General features: G+C 67.1%; 10 protein-coding genes and 1 riboswitch. Of the genes, 7 read left to right on the plus strand and 3 right to left on the minus strand.

The features are described from left to right. Positions 1 to 192: 192 nt before the first annotated feature. Entirely contained in the window at positions 193 to 2,814 is a 2,622-nt protein-coding gene (gene valS, locus QRN07_RS00670; RefSeq protein ID WP_050684724.1) for a valine--tRNA ligase, read from the minus strand. 115 nt (positions 2,815 to 2,929) lie between these two features. Between valS and QRN07_RS00675 the strand changes: the two genes are divergently transcribed. After that, on the plus strand, positions 2,930 to 3,688 hold the full coding sequence (locus QRN07_RS00675) for an SDR family oxidoreductase (protein WP_285240123.1): 759 nt from the start codon (positions 2,930 to 2,932) through the stop codon (positions 3,686 to 3,688). Positions 3,689 to 3,722: 34 nt separating this feature from the next. On the opposite strand, the gene QRN07_RS00680 is transcribed toward QRN07_RS00675, so the two are convergent. Beyond that, a complete protein-coding gene (locus tag QRN07_RS00680; RefSeq protein ID WP_285240124.1) occupies positions 3,723 to 4,799 on the minus strand; it encodes an endonuclease/exonuclease/phosphatase family protein in 1,077 nt (358 codons plus the stop codon). A gap of 387 nt (positions 4,800 to 5,186) precedes the next feature. Here QRN07_RS00680 and ileS point away from each other — a divergent pair, with 387 nt between their 5' ends. The 4 genes from ileS to ndk are packed head-to-tail and all read left to right on the plus strand — an operon-like array spanning position 5,187 to position 10,788. After that, positions 5,187 to 8,507, plus strand: a complete 3,321-nt coding sequence (gene ileS, locus QRN07_RS00685) for an isoleucine--tRNA ligase (protein ID WP_285240125.1) — start codon at positions 5,187 to 5,189, stop codon at positions 8,505 to 8,507. A 3-nt stretch (positions 8,508 to 8,510) separates the two neighbouring features. Further along, on the plus strand, positions 8,511 to 9,869 hold the full coding sequence (locus QRN07_RS00690; protein ID WP_285240126.1) for a bifunctional folylpolyglutamate synthase/dihydrofolate synthase: 1,359 nt from the start codon (positions 8,511 to 8,513) through the stop codon (positions 9,867 to 9,869). A gap of 2 nt (positions 9,870 to 9,871) precedes the next feature. Continuing rightward, positions 9,872 to 10,336, plus strand: a complete 465-nt coding sequence (locus QRN07_RS00695; RefSeq protein ID WP_050684719.1) for a DUF4233 domain-containing protein — start codon at positions 9,872 to 9,874, stop codon at positions 10,334 to 10,336. A gap of 38 nt (positions 10,337 to 10,374) precedes the next feature. Further along, positions 10,375 to 10,788: a nucleoside-diphosphate kinase gene (ndk, locus tag QRN07_RS00700; protein ID WP_285240127.1), complete on the plus strand. Its 414-nt coding sequence runs from the start codon at positions 10,375 to 10,377 to the stop codon at positions 10,786 to 10,788. A gap of 113 nt (positions 10,789 to 10,901) precedes the next feature. Here the strand turns inward: ndk and QRN07_RS00705 are convergent, their stop codons facing one another. Beyond that, on the minus strand, positions 10,902 to 11,573 hold the full coding sequence (locus QRN07_RS00705) for a vitamin K epoxide reductase family protein (RefSeq protein ID WP_285240128.1): 672 nt from the start codon (positions 11,571 to 11,573) through the stop codon (positions 10,902 to 10,904). A 441-nt stretch (positions 11,574 to 12,014) separates the two neighbouring features. Here QRN07_RS00705 and QRN07_RS00710 point away from each other — a divergent pair, with 441 nt between their 5' ends. Beyond that, entirely contained in the window at positions 12,015 to 15,362 is a 3,348-nt protein-coding gene (locus QRN07_RS00710; protein WP_285240129.1) for an Rne/Rng family ribonuclease, read from the plus strand. Between the two features lie 125 nt (positions 15,363 to 15,487). Then, positions 15,488 to 15,585: riboswitch (TPP riboswitch) on the plus strand. Further along, positions 15,575 to 17,131, plus strand: a complete 1,557-nt coding sequence (gene thiD / locus QRN07_RS00715) for a bifunctional hydroxymethylpyrimidine kinase/phosphomethylpyrimidine kinase (protein WP_502934769.1) — start codon at positions 15,575 to 15,577, stop codon at positions 17,129 to 17,131. Its footprint overlaps the riboswitch before it by 11 nt. Positions 17,132 to 17,393 lie beyond the last annotated feature (262 nt).

Below are 17,393 nucleotides of genomic sequence, written 5' to 3' on the forward strand. Positions count from 1 at the left end.
GTGATATGCATCTGACGCAGCCCTTGGCACAGCCGGATGCAAGCTGCCAGTGACGTGGCAGGAAGACCTGGAAATCGGCGGATCCTGCCAGACCATCAAGCGTCACCGGATGGCCGAAAAGTCGAAGCCCCACCAACGGCAAAACGCTGATGGGGCTTCCCCTTTGCCCGGATATACCCGGAATGAACCGGCTCAGGCCTTGGCGGGCTCCTCGGTTGGCGCCAGCTCCACGTCGGTGACCGTGAGTTCGCCGTCACCCACCACCAGCGTGATGTCGCGGGCGTTGGAGGCTGCCTTGAGGTCCTGCAGGCCGGCTTCCAGCTGGGCGGTCAGCGCTGCGGAGGCGGAGATCGTGGCAGCGAGTACTTCCGTGCGCTGCTTGACCTTGGCCTCCGACTTGGCCTTGCGGACGCCGCTGAGCGCGACCCCCACCGTGGCCAGCATGGTGGTGTCCCCCCCGGGAACCTCCAGTGCGGCCGGCCACGGCGCGCGGTGCACGGAGCCGGTGCGCCACCAGCCCCAGACCTCTTCGGTGGCGAACGGCAGGAACGGGGCGAAGAGCCGCAGGAGGGTGTCCAGCGTGGTGGCCAGCGCCGCGAGCACGGAAGCCTGCTCGGTTTCGCCGGCAGCACCGTAGGCGCGGTCCTTGATGAGCTCCACATAATCGTCCGTGAACTGCCAGAAAAAGCTCTCTGTGATCTGCAGGGCGCGGGCGTAGTCGTAGTTGTCGAAGGCCTTGGTGGACTGCTCCACCACGGCGGCAAGCTGCGCCAGCAGGGCCCGGTCCAGGGGGTTGGACAGGACGGAAAGGTCACCAGTAACGACGGAGTCCTCCGTGGCACCCAGGTTCAGGACGAACTTGGAGGCGTTGAGCAGCTTGATGGCCAGGCGGCGGCCGATCTTCATCTGCGCAATTTCGTAGGCCGTATCCGCTCCAAGCTTGGCGGAGGCGGCCCAGTAGCGGACCGCGTCCGAGCCGTAGTCGTTCAGGACGTCGGTGGGAACCACCACGTTGCCCTTGGACTTGGACATCTTTTTGCGGTCCGGGTCCAGGATCCAGCCGGAGATCGCCGCGTGCTTCCACGGTGCCGTGTTGTGCAGCGCGTCCGCGCGGACGGCCGAAGAGAACAGCCAGGTCCGGATGATGTCGTGGCCCTGCGGACGAAGATCAAACGGGTACACCTTGGCCAGCAGGTCCTCGTCCCGGCTCCAGCCGCCCACAATCTGCGGGGTGAGCGATGAGGTTGCCCAGGTGTCCAGCACGTCGGCGTCGCCGGTGAAGCCGCCGGCAATGTCGCGCTGGTCTTCCCGGTAGCCCGGCGCGGCGTCCGCGGCGGGATCCACCGGGAGCTGCGCATCGGCGGGCAGGATCGGCGCGTCGTAGTCCGGGTTGCCGTCCGCGTCCAGCGGGTACCAGACGGGGATCGGCACGCCGAAGAACCGTTGGCGGGATACCAGCCAGTCACCGTTCAGCCCGGAGATCCAGTTCTCGTAGCGGGAGCGCATAAATGCCGGGTGGAAGTCGATGTCCTGCCCGCGGCCGATCAGTCGTTCGCGGCGGTCGGCATCGCGGCCGCCGTTGCGGATGTACCACTGGCGGGAGGTGACCACTTCGAGGGGCTTGTCGCCCTTTTCGAAGAAGTTCACCGGGTGCATGATCTTTTTGGGTTCGCCGTCCAACAGGCCGGCTGCGGTGAGCAGTTCCACAACGCCTTCCTTGGCGCTGAAGACCGTCTTGCCGGCAATCTTTTCGAAGGCCTCCCGGCCGCCCGGGGTGGTGATCCACTCAGGGGTGTCGCCGATGATGCGGCCGTCGCGGCCCACGATGGCCCGGGTGGGCAGCTGCAGTTCACGCCACCAGGTGACGTCGGTCAGGTCACCGAAGGTACACACCATGGCGATGCCGGAACCCTTGTCGGCCTTGGCCAGCGGGTGCGGGCGGACTTCTACCTCGACGCCGAAGACCGGGGACGTGACCTTCTTGCCGAACAGCGGCTGGTACCGTTCGTCGTCGGGGTTGGCCACCAGGGCGGCGCAGGCAGCCAGGAGCTCGGGGCGGGTGGTCTCGATGTAGATTTTGTCGCCGTCTTCGGTGAAGAAGGGGTAGCGGTAGTAGGCGCCGGCAACTTCGCGGTCCTCAAGCTCGGCCTGGGCAACTGCGGTGCGGAACGTGACGTCCCACAGGGTGGGTGCCTCGGCCATGTAGGCGTCGCCGTTGGTGAGGTTGGCCAGGAAGGCGCGCTGGGACACTGCCCGGGAGTTGTCATCGATGGTGCGGTAGGTCAGGTTCCAGTCCACAGACAGGCCCAGGGTTTGGAAGAGGTTCTCGAAGACCTTCTCATCCTCAACTGCCAGTTCCTCGCACAGTTCGATGAAGTTGCGGCGCGAGACAACGTCGAAGTCGCGCTGGTTTTTGGCGGGCTCGGCCGGCGGGCGGTACCCGGCGTTGTACGGAATGGCCGGGTCGCAGCGGACGCCGTAGTAGTTCTGCACGCGGCGTTCGGTGGGCAGGCCGTTGTCGTCCCAGCCCATGGGGTAGAACACGTTTTTTCCGGTCATCCGCTGGTAGCGGGCCAGGACGTCGGTCTGGGTGTAGGAGAACATGTGGCCCACGTGCAGGGAACCGGAGGCCGTGGGTGGGGGAGTGTCGATCGAGTAGACCTGCTCCCGGGTGGTGTCGGGGTTGAACTTGTAGGTTCCTTCGGTGAGCCAGCGCTGCGTGAGGGCAGCTTCGAGGCCTTCGAGGGCCGGCTTGTCCGGAACGTTGATGGGCGCGGTGGTGGGCGTGTCTGTACCCTGTTTATCTTCAGCCATGTGCCAATTGTTCCATGCTTGCCCGGAACGGAGCGGCGTTGCGCCGGCCGCCGGGCGGCAGCGGGCCCGGTTCATCGGGCGACACACTTTTGCGGGCCCCCGTTAGGGTGGTGCCATGACTGACGAATCACAGAACAGGGCAGCCGTAGTGACCGGTGCCAGCACGGGAATCGGCGAGGCGACAGTCCGCGCCCTCCGCGCACAGGGCTGGACGGTTTTCGCCGTGGCCCGCCGCGCTGACCGGCTGGCGGCGCTCCAGGACGCCACCGGCGCCATCGCCGTTCCCGCGGACATCACCGCGGACGACGACGTGTCCCGTCTGGTTGCCCATGTCACCGCTGCCGGGGGCATCGATACCTTGATCAACATCGCAGGCGGCGCCCGGGGGGCGGACCGCATTGCCGACGCGGGCACGGAAGACTGGGAATGGATGTACCAGGTGAACGTGGTGGGCACCATGAAACTCACCCGCGCCTTCTTGCCCATGCTCCGGGCCACGGGGGAGGGAACGGTGCTGAACCTGACGTCCACTGCCGGGCTGGTGGCATACGAGGGTGGTGGCGGTTACAACGCGGCCAAGTTTGCCCAGCACGCCATGACCGGGGCCCTGCGCCTCGAGGAGGCTGAGCACAACGTCCGCGTGATCGAGGTGGCCCCTGGGCTGGTCTACACCGAGGAGTTTGCCCTCAACCGGCTCGGCGACGAGGCTGCCGCAGCCAAGGTCTACCAGGGCGTGGACAAGCCGCTCACCGCCGACGATGTGGCTGACGTGGTCCGGTATGCCGTCAGCGCCCCGCACCATGTGAACCTGGACCAGATCGTCATCCGTCCCGTCGCCCAGGCGGCAAACCACAAACTGATCCGCAAAGGCTGAGCCGACCGCTGTGCTTACAGTGGCCACGGGCGGATCAGGGGGCCGGCAGCACCAGATCCGCCACCAGGCCGGCATGGTCGGTGCCGGGAAGGATGAAGCTCTCGACGTCTGTCACCTTCACCCCGGCACTGACCAGGATGTGGTCCACGGCGACGAACGGTGGCACCTCTGAGTTCACCGGCCAGGTAGGCGCCAGGCCCTTACCCACGGCGTGGGCTGCATCCGTGAGCCCGCCAGCCAGCAAGGCCCGGAACTCACGGTGGTCGGCGCTGGAATTGAAATCGCCCAGCAGTACCGTGGTACCGGCCGGCCCCTGCGCTGGCAAGGTCCCCAGCTGGCGCAGCTCCTGCCGCCAGTTCCAGATGAGCCCAGGGCGCGGTGACTGGACGTGGACGGCGGTCAGCTTCACCGGGGCATCCGTTCCGGGGATTGAGGCCACTGCCCGGCTTTGATGGAATTCCGTTCCCGGGACCCGCCGGCGGGGTTCCATGGCGTACTTCGAAAACAATCCGCTGCCCACCCCCACCCAGTCAACGTCCACTGACCGGTAGGGGAACAGGTCAGCCACACCCGCTTCCACCAGGGCTTCCAGGCCCTGCGGCGCCAGTTCCGGAAGGGCCAGGATGTCTACCTCCCGGTTCCGGGCTTCTGCCAGGAGCCGGGCGGCGTCCACCCCTGACTCGCCGACATTGAGGGTCATCACCCGAAGGCCAGGTCCGGGTCCCGGCCCGGCAATCTGCACCGGGCGGGCCGCCCGGGTTGCCGGGATGGCCCGGGGCAGGACAAGGGCTGACTGGGCCATCAGCAGGGCAGCCAGCAGGAGGGCCAGGACAAGCTGGCCGCCGGCCCGGTGGTGGCGCCTTGTGCCTGTCCACACCGCCAGCAGCGCCAGGCCCAGGGCAGCCGCGGTGAAGGGCAGCGTGGCGGGCAGCGCCGAGACCAGCTGGATCCACGGCGTGCCCACCTCCCAGGGAAAGAGCCGCACCCCCAGGAGGAGCGCGCCCGGCAGGCCAAACAGCACCGCGCCGGCGGCTGCCGTGGCGGATGACCAGCCCAGGACTGCAGGCAGCGGTTTCCCCGGCGAGGGCAGCGGGGACCCAAACGTCTGCATGGCCCAATATTTGTCCACAATTGCCCACGATCCCGGAGAATTGCGGCAATCTTGCGCCAGCGGTCCGGGAAATGGCCACGGATGCGGCAGGAATAGTAGACTGGGCAACGGCTATGACCCGGCAATCACCGGTGAGCTTCCGGAAGAACGCGCAACCGGCCCGGTTCGGGTTGGCAGCGCCGGTAGAACCGGACGGGTAAGCCCGTCACAGCAGTAATGAGTGGCCGGCGCTCCGGCTGTTCCCCAGGGAACAGGCTGCGCCGGTAAGTGAGGTGGTACCGCGGTTCACGCACGGTCTTCAGGCCGTGCGGCAGCCGTCCTCGCATCCTGAACGGAACCGCCCGGCGACTGCCGGCGGCTCGCCACGCTCAACCCAGGATGTCGAGAATGACGAATTACCCCAAGGCCTCAGCCGTCAGCAGCAACGGCAGTGCAGGCGTGTCCGCGTCCGTGAAGTTCCCGGAGGTCGAAGAGCGGATCCTGAAGTACTGGGAGCAGGACGGCACCTTCCAGGCCAGCATCGATGCGCGCAGCGCCGACGTCCCCGGCGGCGCACCGGGCAGCAACGAATTCGTTTTCTACGACGGCCCGCCCTTTGCCAACGGCCTGCCGCACTACGGCCACCTCCTCACCGGGTACGCCAAGGACCTGGTGGGCCGGTACCAGACGCAGCGCGGTAAGAGGGTGGAGCGCCGCTTCGGCTGGGACACCCACGGGCTGCCGGCCGAACTCGAGGCCATGAAACAGCTCGGCATGACCGACAAAACCCAGATCGAAGCCATGGGCATCGACAAGTTCAACGACGCCTGCCGGGCCTCCGTGATGAAGTACGCCGATGAATGGCGCAACTACGTGACCCGCCAGGCCCGCTGGGTGGACTTCGACAACGACTACAAAACGCTCAACGTGGAGTACATGGAGTCTGTCCTTTGGGCCTTCAAGCAGCTGCACGAAAAGGGCCTGACCTACAACGGCTACCGCGTCCTGCCGTACTGCTGGAAAGACGAGACGCCGCTCTCCAACCATGAGCTGCGGATGGACGACGACGTCTACAAAAACCGCCAGGACCAGACCGTCACCGTCACGTTCCCCATCCTTGCGGGGGAGTCCGCCCTTTCCCGCGCGCTCGACGGCGTCCAGGCCCTTGCGTGGACCACCACCCCCTGGACCCTGCCCACCAACGCCGCGCTCGCCGTCGGCCCTGCCATCACGTATGCCGTCCTGCCGGCCGGCCCCAACGGCATCAAGGCCGCCGCTCCGGACGCCCCCGTGTCGGGCAGCTTCCTGCTGGCCGCGGACCTGGTGGGCGCTTACGCCAAGGACCTTGGCTACGAAAACCACGAGGCCGCGCAGGCGGCCGTGGTGTCCACCCACACCGGCGCCGAACTGGCGGGGCTGGCCTACCGGCCGCTGTGGGATGACTTCAGCGACACCGAAAAATACGGCACCGAGAACGCCTGGCGCATCCTGGTGGCGGACTACGTCACCACCACCGACGGCACCGGCATTGTCCACCAGGCTCCTGCCTACGGTGAGGACGACCAGAAAGTCTGCGAAGAGGCCGGCATCCCGGTGGTCCTCTCCGTGGATGAGGGCGCCAAATTCCTGCCCCTGTTCCGCGGCGGCGACCTGGACGCCATCGTGGGCCTGCAGGTTTTCGAAGCCAACAAGCCCATCACCCAGGTGCTGCGCGCCCAGGGCCGCCTGGTCCGCCAGGCCAGCTACGAGCACAGCTACCCGCACTGCTGGCGCTGCCGCAACCCCCTGATCTACCGCGCGGTGTCGTCCTGGTACGTGGAGGTGACCCAGTTCAAGGACCGGATGTCCGACCTGAACCAGGACATCAACTGGATCCCCGGCAACGTCAAGGACGGCCAGTTCGGCAAATGGCTGGCCAACGCCCGTGACTGGTCCATCAGCCGTAACCGCTACTGGGGCAGCCCCATCCCCGTCTGGCAGTCCACGGATCCCGAATACCCGCGCACCGACGTCTACGGCTCCCTCGCCGAGATCGAGGCCGACTTCGGCCGGCTGCCCTTGAACAAGGACGGCCAGGTTGACCTGCACCGCCCGTTCATCGACGAACTGACCCGGCCCAACCCGGACGATCCCCGCACCCCGGAGCAGGGCCAGTCCGTTATGCGCCGTGTTGAGGACGTCCTGGACGTCTGGTTCGACTCCGGCTCCATGCCCTACGGGCAGGTCCACTACCCGTTCGAAAATGAAGCCTGGTTCGACACGCACAACCCTGCCGACTTCATCGTCGAGTACATCGGCCAGACGCGCGGCTGGTTCTACATGCTCCACATCCTTTCCACCGCCCTGTTTGACCGGCCGGCCTTCCGCAACGTCATCAGCCACGGCATTGTGCTCGGCTCGGACGGACAGAAAATGTCCAAGAGCCTGCGGAACTACCCTGACGTGTCAGAGGTCCTGGACCGCGACGGATCCGACGCGATGCGCTGGTTCCTGATGTCCAGCCCCATCCTCCGCGGCGGCAACCTGGTGGTCACCGAGCAGGGAATCCGCGACGGCGTCCGGCAGGTCATCCTGCCCCTCTGGAACGTCTACAGCTTCTTCACGCTCTACACCAACGCAGCAGGCGGCGGCGCCGGCTACGACGCGAAGCTCCGGTACGACGGCTACACCGACACGCTGGACACCTACCTGCTGGCCAACACCGGCGAGCTGGTCCGGAACATGACGTCGCAGCTGGACACCTACGACATCTCCGGTGCCTGCGACGAGCTCCGCAGCTACCTCGACATGCTGACCAACTGGTACGTCCGCCGCAGCCGCCAGCGGTTCTTCGACGAGGACCAGGACGCGTTTGACGCCTTGTTCACCGCCCTGGAAACCGTGTCCCGGGCAGCCGCGTCGCTGCTGCCCCTTGTATCCGAGGAAATCTGGCGGGGCCTCACCGGTGGGCGCTCCGTGCACCTGGCCGACTGGCCGGATGCCGCCCTGTTCCCGGCCAACCCTTCGCTGGTCGAAGCGATGGACCGGGTCCAGCAGATCTGTTCCACCGGCTCATCCCTGCGGAAAGCGGCGAACCTCCGTGTCCGGCTGCCCCTGCAGGAACTGACGGTGGTGGCGCCCGGCGCCGGCGCCCTCGCAGGATTCGCCGGTGTGGTGGCCGATGAACTGAACCTCCGCTCCGTCCGGGTCCTCGACGCTGCCGACGCCTCACCGCAGGAATTCGGAATCGAGCAGAAACTGGTGGTCAACGCCAGGGCAGCCGGTCCACGGCTGGGCAAAAACGTCCAGGTGGCCATCAAGGGCGCCAAGTCCGGCGACTGGTCAGTAGACGCGGCGGGTCTGGTGGTGGCAGGTGGCCTGGCCCTTGAGCCGCACGAGTACACGCTCGAAACCGTGGTGGCAACGGCCGACGGCGGCGCGGCAGCAACTTCGGCCGTGGCGGTCCTGCCCGGCGGCGGTTTTGTGGTGCTGGACACCGAGGTCACGCCGGAACTGGAAGCCGAAGGGCTGGCAAGGGACATGGTCCGCGCCATCCAGCAGGCCCGGAAGGACGCCGGACTTAATGTCAGCGACCGGATCCGGACCGCGGTGTCCGCACCGCAGCGCGTCGTGGATGCGCTGTTGGCCAACGCCGAACTGGTCAAGGGCGAGACCCTCACCGTGGACCTCACGGCAGAACCCGCAGATGTTGACGAACCCGCCGTTGTGGTGGCCAAGGTGGAGGTCTAGGACATGACTGACGAATTTTCCGTAGAGAGCGTTTACGCCGAACTGCTGGGCCGTGCGCCCGAGAACAAGATGGAACCCCGGCTTGCGCCGCTGTTCCGGGCCATGGACGTCCTGGGGGAGCCCAATAAGGCGTACCCGATCATCCATGTGACCGGCACCAACGGCAAAACCTCCACGGCGCGGATGATCGAATCCGTGCTGCGGGCCCACGGCCTGAGCACCGGCCGCTACACCAGCCCCCATCTGACCAAGGTCACCGAACGGATCAGTATCGACGGGCACCCCGTCCCCGATGAGACCTTCGTCCGGATCTGGGACGAAATCAGGCCGTACCTGGAAATCGTGGACGCCGAGTTGGAAGCAGACAACCAGCCGCGGTTGACCTACTTCGAATGCCTCACCATCCTGGGCTTCGCCATCTTCGCCGACCAGCCCGTCAACGTGGCCGTCATCGAAGTTGGCCTGGGCGGCATCACCGACGCCACGAACGTGGGCGACGGCCAAGTCTCCGTGATCACGCCGATCTCACTGGACCACACCGACCTGCTGGGCGACACCACCGGCGACATCGCCCTGGAAAAGGCCGGCATCATCAAGCCCAACGGCTACCTCATCAGCGCCGCCCAGCCGTTGGACGCAGCCCAGGTCCTGCTGGAAAAGGCCCGCGACACCGGCGTTCCGTTCCGGTTCGAGGGCGTGGAGTTCGGCGTTGAGGACCGCACCGTTGCTGTGGGCGGCCAGATGGTCACCGTCCAGGGCATCGCCGGCCGGTACCCGGACCTGCTGGTCCCGCTGCACGGGGCGCACCAGGCGCAGAACGCAGCGGTGGCCGTCGCCGCGCTGGAGGCGTTCTTCGGCGGGGAAAAGGAGCTCGACTTCGAGGTCCTGCAGGAAGGCTTCGCCGCTGTCACGTCGCCGGGCCGGCTGGAAGTGGTGCGCACCGCGCCGACCATCATCGTGGACGCTGCGCACAACCCGGACGGCATCAAGGCGTCCGCCGCTGCCATCCAGGAAGCCTTCACCTTCACCCGGCTGGTTCCGGTGGTGGGTGTGCTCAAGGAAAAGGACGCCGAGGAGATCCTCCGCCAGCTCAAGGAGTCCCTGGGCGGGGAAGCCGAGGAATTCTGCTTCACGCAATCAAACTCCCCGCGTGCGGTTCCCGCAGCCGAACTCGCCGAGCTGGCCATCGAAATGGGCTTCGGTGAAGACAACGTGCATGTGGCCGAAAAGCTGGACGACGCCATCGAATGGGCAGTCGAACGCGCCGAAGCCAACGATGACCTGTCCGGCGCCGTCCTGGTGACCGGCTCCATCACGTTGGTGGCTGAAGCGCGGATCCTGCTCGGGAAGACGGAGGCCTAGCGGTGGCCAAGCTGACCAAGGCGCAGCGCGACTGGCGCCCGGGCATGCCCAAAAAACGCCGGTCCACCAAGGTGATGTTCGCTTCCACGGTCCTGCTCCTGGAAGCGTTTGTGATGTTCTTCGCCACCCTGGCCGTATTCGGCCTGCGGCGGGCGGAGTTCGCCCCCGGCCTCATTTTGGGCGTGGGCATCGGCCTGAGCGTGGTGATGATCCTGGCCTGCGCTGTCCTGCGCAAACCCTGGGGCATCGGATTGGGCTGGGTCCTCCAGCTGGTCCTGATCCTGACGGGAATCTTCGAGCCCGCCATGTTCCTGGTAGGCGTGCTCTTTGCGCTTGCCTGGTGGTACGGGATCCGGACCGGCACCCGGCTGGACCGGGAAGCAGCCCAACGGGCGCGCGACCAGGCCGAATGGGAAACAGCCCACCCGGACCAGGCCGCCGGATCCAGCCCGCCGCAGTCCCCGTAGACTTATCCCGAAACCCCCACCAACGCATTGGAGCAGTTGTGACTACAGAGCGCACCCTCGTCCTGATCAAGCCCGACGGCGTCGCCCGTAACCTGACCGGCGCCGTCCTGGCCCGGATCGAAGCCAAGGGGTACACCCTGCTGGAGCTGAAGAAGGTCGAAGCCACCCGCGAACTCCTGGAGCAGCACTATGAGGAGCACTTGGGCAAGCCCTTCTACGAGCCGCTCGTGGAATTTATGCTCAGCGGGCCCGTTGTGGCGGCCATCTTCGAAGGCCACCGCGTCATTGAGGGCTTCCGCTCACTGGCGGGCACCACCGATCCCACCACCGCGGCCCCCGGCACCATCCGTGGCGACTTCGGCCGGGACTGGGGCCTGAAGGTCCAGCAGAACCTGGTGCACGGCTCCGATTCGCCCGAGTCAGCCGAGCGGGAAATCGCGATCTGGTTCTAAGTCCCCACCTGCCCGTCCCGCGAGATGACACTTAAGGCCAATGTTCCCGAGGAACATTGGCCTTAAGTGTCATCTCGCGCAGGAGAGGACGGGTGCGGTGGGTGAACGCCGGGCTAGTAGCCTGAGGTTCCGGCGAACACCTGGATGAAGGCGAAGAAGATGGTGGCGGCAACCGCCACGTAAAGCAGGGCGGTGATGATCCAGCCGGACTCACCCAGGATCCGTGCGGCACCCGCGGGCAGGCGGATCACACCGTGCGTGACGTTCCTGGCGGTGACCCAGACGGTCAGCGGGATCATGGCAGCCCACACGATCATGCACAGCGGGCACAGGATGTGGATGTCGTACAGGGCCTGGGACCAGAGCCACACCACAAACGCGAAGCCCAGGGTGACGCCTGCCTGCAGGCCCAGCCAGTACCAGCGGGAGAATTTCGCCCCGGACAGCAGTCCCATGCCCGTGGTGATGATCACGGCGAAGGCGACGATACCAATGAACATGTTGGGGAAGCCGAACAGCGAGCTTTGCCACGTGGTCATGACCTGGCCGCAGGAAATCCACGGATTAACATCGCACACCGTGGTGTGGTTGGGATCCTGCAGGACCGCCAGCTTCTCCAGGACCAGGGTCCCTGATGCCAGCCAGCCGATGGCGCCGGTGATGACCAGCAGCCACGCGAACGGCCGGTCGCGGGTCATGGTGGGCATCGACGGGGTGCGGCCGGGTTTGCGGTCCGGATCCCGGTCTGTGGCCTGACCGCCGCTGAGTGGTGAAATGCTGGGCATCGGTATGCGTCCTTTTCGTGGGGGTGCTCCTTGCCCGATTGTAACGCCGCCTGCTGGCAGGCCCCTTCAGGTCCGGCGGACGGACGGACCGGCCTCCGCCATGATTTACCCGGCGTATGAGAGAATGGTCATGGCTGGAAGCCGATCCACATTCGGCACTCCGGTCCGGTGGCTTGTTCCCAAGACCGCCAATGATGCGCAGGGTACGGTTCGGTGCTTCCGGACCAGGTTCCCGCGACGCCATTGAGCGGCACCTGGTTGTCTCGAGGAGAGCAACGGGTTTTCAGAACATCCCGCCGGCCTCCACGGGCTGCCGCACCCCAACGCCGGTGCGAACCTGGAGGTATCCACTTGACTTCTGTCAACGCCCGCGGGTTTTGACAATATATGCCCCAATGGGTGCCGGATGTGGCGGTACGTCAGGGGCAGGAGTTGCCACATATGGAAAATGAACAGGTTTCAGCCGTTACTGAAGATGCTGCGGCAGGCGAAGCCGCCACAGCGCCGAAGAAAGCAACCCGGACCCGCCGCAAGGTTGCCCCCAAGGCCGCGGCAGACACCGCCGACGCCGGCACTGCAGGAGCCGAAGAAGGTGCCACAACGGCCGCCCCGGGTTCCGACACGCCGGCCGCAGCGGAAACCAAGGCTCCGGTCCGCCGGACCCGCGCCCGCAAGAAGCCCGAGGCAGCCGAGCCGCTGCCGGCCTTCGCCGAGGACGCCGCCCCGCTGGCAGACATCCCTGCAGCCGCCGCAGCTGAGCCGGCGCCTGCCGCGACGGAGGCGGAACCGGAAACCAAGCCGGTGCGCCGCCGCCGGGTAGCCACCCGGAAGACTTCCGCACCAGCCACCGAGCCGGCCGCGCCGGCCCCGGCCACCGAATCCGTCGCCCCGCCGGCATCAGCTCCGGCCATCGCGGAGCCGGTTGTGGCGGAGCCCGTCCTCGCGGAGCCCACCCTCGAGGCTCCCGAGGTCACCGAAGAAGCCCTGAACGCGCACGTCTCGGCCGGGCCGGTTCCGGCAGCCGACGCACAGGCTCCCGACGAAACGCCCCTTAGCACCCCTCTCGAAGCCCCCGCTGCGCAGGGCTCCGACGATTCCGCCACGGCATCGCTGTCCGCCTTCGGTTCCCTGTTTATGGAGCCCGGCGCCGGTTCCTCCGTTCTTTTCCAGGCCCCGGACCTCACCACGGTGGTGCGCCCCGCTGCTGCCGTTGAAGAGCCGGATGAGGACGACGCCGAGGACGGCGACCAGGACGATTCCGCCAGCCGCCGCCGGCGCCGCAGCCGCGGCCGCCGGGGACGCAGCCGCCTGGACCGCGACGCCACCGATACCGGCGACGGTGACGATGCCGGCTCCGATGAGCAGGACGAAGACGATTCCGACGCGGCCGGCCAGCTGGACGACGGCGTGACCTCCCGCCGTCGCCGGCGCCGCCGCCGCGGCGACCAGGACCTGGAACTGACCGGAGGCGGCGATGACGACCCGCCCAACACGGTGACCCGCGTCCGCGCCCCCCGTGCAGCCAGCGAGCCCGTGGTCAACAACCGGGTGACGAGCGTTAAGGGCTCCACCCGCCTGGAGGCCAAGAAGCAGCGCCGCCGCGAATCCCGCGACACCGGCCGCCGCCGTACCGTGATCACGGAGGCTGAGTTCCTGGCCCGCCGTGAATCGGTGGACCGTCAGATGATCGTCCGCCAGCGCGACGACAGAATCCAGATCGCGGTCCTCGAGGACGGTGTCCTGGCCGAGCACTTTGTGTCCAAGACCCAACAGGATTCCCTGATCGGCAACGTCTACCTGGGCAAGGTCCAGAACGTCCTGCCCTCCATGGAAGCCGCTTTTGTGGACATCGGACGCGGCCGCAATGCCGTCCTGTACGCCGGCGAGGTCAACTGGGACGCCGTCAACCTTGAAGGCAAGCAGCGCCGCATCGAGAACGCCCTCAAGTCCGGCGACACCGTCCTGGTCCAGGTGACCAAGGACCCCGTGGGCCACAAGGGTGCCCGCCTCACCAGCCAGATCTCCCTGCCGGGCCGTTACCTGGTGTACGTGCCCGGCGGTTCCATGACCGGTATCTCCCGCAAGCTGCCCGACGTCGAACGCAACCGCCTCAAGCGGATCCTTAAGGACCGACTGCCGGAGCACGCCGGTGTCATCGTCCGCACCGCAGCCGAAGGTGCCTCCGAGGAGGAGCTGACGCACGACATCAACCGGTTGCGCGCCCAGTGGGAAGGCATCGAAAGCCAGTCCACTTCCACCAAGATCCTCGCCCCGGAACTGCTGTACGGCGAACCGGACCTCACCATCAAGGTGGTCCGCGACGTCTTCAACGAGGACTTCTCCAAGCTGATCGTCTCCGGCGAGGAAGCCTGGGACACCATCGAGGCGTACGTGACCTACGTTGCCCCGGACCTGGTGGGCCGGTTGGAAAAGTGGACCAAGGACCAGGACATCTTCGCTGCCTGGCGCATCGACGAGCAGATCCACAAGGCCCTGGAGCGCAAGGTTTTCCTGCCCTCCGGCGGTTCCCTGGTGATCGACCGCACCGAAGCCATGACCGTGGTGGACGTCAACACCGGCAAGTTCACCGGCAGCGGCGGCAACCTCGAAGAGACCGTCACGAAGAACAACCTGGAAGCTGCCGAGGAAGTGGTCCGCCAGCTCCGGCTCCGTGACATCGGCGGCATCATCGTCATCGACTTCATCGACATGGTCCTGGAATCCAACCGTGACCTGGTGCTGCGCCGCATGGTGGAATGCTTGGGCCGGGACCGGACCAAGCACCAAGTGGCCGAAGTGACCTCGCTGGGCCTGGTCCAGATGACCCGCAAACGCATGGGCACCGGGCTCCTGGAAGTCTTCGGCGAGCAGTGCGAGGCCTGCGCCGGGCGCGGTGTGGTCACCCACGACGACCCGGTGGAGCACCGCCGCGCCACGATTGTGGCAGCCGAGCACCACGTCCAGCGCGCCGACACCCGGCAGGAACACCGTCCCAACGATTTCCGCAGCCCGGAGCCCCGCCCCGAACGCGTTGACAACAACCAGCAGGGCACACGCCCGGAGCGCAAGCGCCGCCGCGGCCGTGGCGGCCAGCAGCCCGAGCTGGCGCCGGCAGCCCCGGTCCAGGCGCACACCGTGCACCCGGAACCCGTGGACCCGGAGCGGCACGCCAAGGCTGAAGCCACCCGGCTGGCCCTGGCGAACATCGCAGCAGCCGCGCACGCCGCGCACCTGCACGACGACGAAATCGCCGCCGCCAGGCAGGTACCCGCCACGCCCGTGGACGCCGGTTCGCACGACGCCGACGCTCCCGCACGCCCCGGGGCGGTGCTGACCTTCGGGGGAGAGGAAGTTGTCCTTCCGTTTGTTGAGCACGCCAGTGACCAGCAGTCGCAGCCGGCGCTCACGCTGGACCGCCTGGCCGAAGCCTTCGCGCACCTCGGCGAACCGCTGACGGCACCTGCAGCTGCTCCCGCAGCGGCAGCACCCGTTGCAGCTGCGCCGGCTGCAGTCCCCGTTGCTGCGCCCGCCGCAGCCCCGGAAAAGGACTACTCGGACCACACGCTGGAGCAGTCAACGCAGCGCCGGCCGCGCCGCAACCGCAGTGCCAGCCGTGCCCAGGGCGCAGCCAACGAAACCTCGGTGCAGCAGCACCAGAGTGCGCCGTCGGCCACCCCTGCGCACACCCATTCCGCTAAGGCACCGGAGCCCGCGGCGGCTGCCGCCGCCAAGGCACCGGCCGCTGCACCCATCATCCTGGGTGTGGGCGTTCCGGCGTCGGAGCTCTAGGGACCAGGGGCACTGCCCCACCTGCATCGGAGGCCGGGAACCGCACATCAGTGCCGGTTCCGGGGCCTCCGGCGTTTTAAGACAGGCAGCGACTTTCCCGCACCGGTGGCGGAACAGCTAGGCTGGGGACCGACACGGGGTGCCGCGCACAGGGCCGGCTGAGATCCACACCCGTTGAACCTGTCCGGTTAGCACCGGCGAAGGGATGTCTCTTGTCTTCGACCCTTACCGCGCCTGGCGCAGCCACACCTGCTGCTGCCACCACGCCTGCTGCGGACACCTCGGAAGCCATTCGCCGGGTCATTCCCCGGGTGCTCTCCATCGCCGGTTCCGACCCGTCCGGTGGGGCAGGGGTGCAGGCGGACCTTAAAAGCATCGCTGCGCACGGTGGCTATGGAATGGCCGCCATTACGGCCCTCACGGCGCAAAACACCCTGGGGGTGCAGGCTGTCCATATCCCGCCGGCGGACTTCCTGGCCCGGCAGCTTGAAGCTGTCAGCGCGGACATCACCATCGACGCCGTCAAAATCGGCATGCTGGGCGATGCTGACTCCATCCGCACCGTCCGCACCTGGCTCGAGGAGGTGCGGCCCGCCGTTGTGGTCCTTGATCCCGTTATGGTGGCCACCAGCGGCGACAGGCTGCTGCAGGCTCCGGCGGAGACAGCGCTGCGGGAACTGCTGCCGCTGGCGCACCTGATCACCCCCAACCTGGCCGAACTTGCTGTCCTGGTGGACGGCGACGTCCAACAGACCTGGGCGGGGGCACTGGACCAGGGAAGGCTCCTGGCCCTCGCCACCGGGGCCACCATCCTGGTCAAAGGCGGCCACCTGCAGGGACCGGGCTGCCCTGACGCGCTGGTGAACACGGCGGGCCTGCTTGGCCCCGAGGTGGTGGAAGTGCCGGGCGCGAGGGTGGATACCCGGAACAGCCACGGCACCGGGTGCTCGCTGTCCTCTGCCATGGCCACGGTGCAGGCGCGGCTGGGGGACTGGGAAGCCGCGCTGCGCGAAGTTAAGCCGTGGCTGGCCGGTGCCCTTTCGGCGTCGGACCGGCTGGGTGTCGGCGCCGGCAACGGACCGGTCCACCACTTCCACCACCTCACGGCCGTCCCTGCGCCCGGCCGGTTCGAGGCGCTGCTGTGGAAGGAAGCCGCCGCGGACCTGGCAGCCATCTACGAACTGCCGTTCATCCAGGGCCTGGTCTCCGGCACGCTCCCGGAGCGTGAGTTCGCTTACTACCTCTCCCAGGATGCCCTGTACCTTAACGGCTACTCGCGGGTCCTGGCCCGCGCCAGCGCCTTGGCACCCACCGAAGCCGAACAGCTGTTCTGGGCGGGCTCCGCGCAGCAATGCCTTGAGGTCGAGTCGGAGCTGCACCGGACCTGGCTGGCGTCGCGGACCATCCAGCCGGACCTTGGCCCCGTCACCAAGTCCTACGTCGACCACCTGGCCGCGGCCTCGGCGTCGGGCGGTTACGCGGTGCTGGCCGCCGCGGTCCTGCCGTGCTTCTGGCTCTACGCGGAAGTCGGCCGGACGCTCCATGCACAGTTCGTCGCGGCGGGGGAGCCGGCGGGGCACCCCTACGCGGCCTGGCTGCGGACGTACGCCGATGAGGACTTTGCTGCGGCAACCAGGCGGGCGATCGGCATTGTTGATGAAGCCGCCCGCAACTCCTCCGAAGCCGGGCGGGCAGCCATGGTGGACGCCTTCCGGCACTCCTGCCGGCTTGAAATGGAATTCTTCGACGCGCCGCGGCTGCACTCCTGAACGCGGGCCGGCTCCGGTACCGGTACTATGGTGGGGCACGGTACCGCGCCGGTACATGCCTGTGGTTGCTATCACAGGCGACCCGCCGCTGCCAGCCTCATTTGCAGCCGACGACGGAATTAGCGTATTCTTGATCTTCGGTGCTTACGCCAACACTTGGGTTATGACCCCACGGCGTTGAGGCACAGCGAGAAACCAGCCATTTACGAGTTGGATTCCGCACGCAAATTTAGTAATAAACGTCGAGAGAAGTGAGTTCCCA

It is taken from the genome of Pseudarthrobacter sp. MEB009 (assembly GCF_030208875.1).
Classification (GTDB): Bacteria; Actinomycetota; Actinomycetes; order Actinomycetales; family Micrococcaceae; genus Arthrobacter.

Coding starts and splice junctions, on each gene's coding strand:
- valS (WP_050684724.1), bottom strand. CDS start 2,814: ATGGCTGAAGATAAACAGGGTACAGACACGCCCACCACCGCGCCCATC.
- QRN07_RS00675 (WP_285240123.1), top strand. CDS start 2,930: ATGACTGACGAATCACAGAACAGGGCAGCCGTAGTGACCGGTGCCAGC.
- QRN07_RS00680 (WP_285240124.1), bottom strand. CDS start 4,799: ATGCAGACGTTTGGGTCCCCGCTGCCCTCGCCGGGGAAACCGCTGCCT.
- ileS (WP_285240125.1), top strand. CDS start 5,187: ATGACGAATTACCCCAAGGCCTCAGCCGTCAGCAGCAACGGCAGTGCA.
- QRN07_RS00690 (WP_285240126.1), top strand. CDS start 8,511: ATGACTGACGAATTTTCCGTAGAGAGCGTTTACGCCGAACTGCTGGGC.
- QRN07_RS00705 (WP_285240128.1), bottom strand. CDS start 11,573: ATGCCCAGCATTTCACCACTCAGCGGCGGTCAGGCCACAGACCGGGAT.
- QRN07_RS00710 (WP_285240129.1), top strand. CDS start 12,015: ATGGAAAATGAACAGGTTTCAGCCGTTACTGAAGATGCTGCGGCAGGC.